The organism is Methylobacterium sp. D48H (genome assembly GCF_053345715.1).
Genome location: NZ_JBKFAP010000231.1, coordinates 1 through 255 on the forward strand (window position 1 = coordinate 1; position 255 = coordinate 255).

1 rRNA gene is annotated in these 255 nt (G+C 61.6%); it reads left to right on the top strand.

The window, feature by feature from the left end:
- A 23S ribosomal RNA gene (locus ACLBX8_RS32260) occupies positions 1-255 on the top strand; the annotation flags it as partial.

Below are 255 nucleotides of genomic sequence, written 5' to 3' on the forward strand. Positions count from 1 at the left end.
CCGTGAAGATGCGGGGTTCCTGCGGTCAGACGGAAAGACCCCGTGCACCTTTACTGTAGCTTTGCGCTGGCCTTCGTGTCGGCATGTGTAGGATAGGTGGTAGGCTTTGAAGCCGGGGCGTCAGCCCTGGTGGAGCCGTCCTTGAAATACCACCCTTGGCGATATGGTGGTCTAACCGCGACCCTTGATCGGGGTCCGGGACCGCGCATGGCAGGCAGTTTGACTGGGGCGGTCGCCTCCCAAAGCGTAACGGAG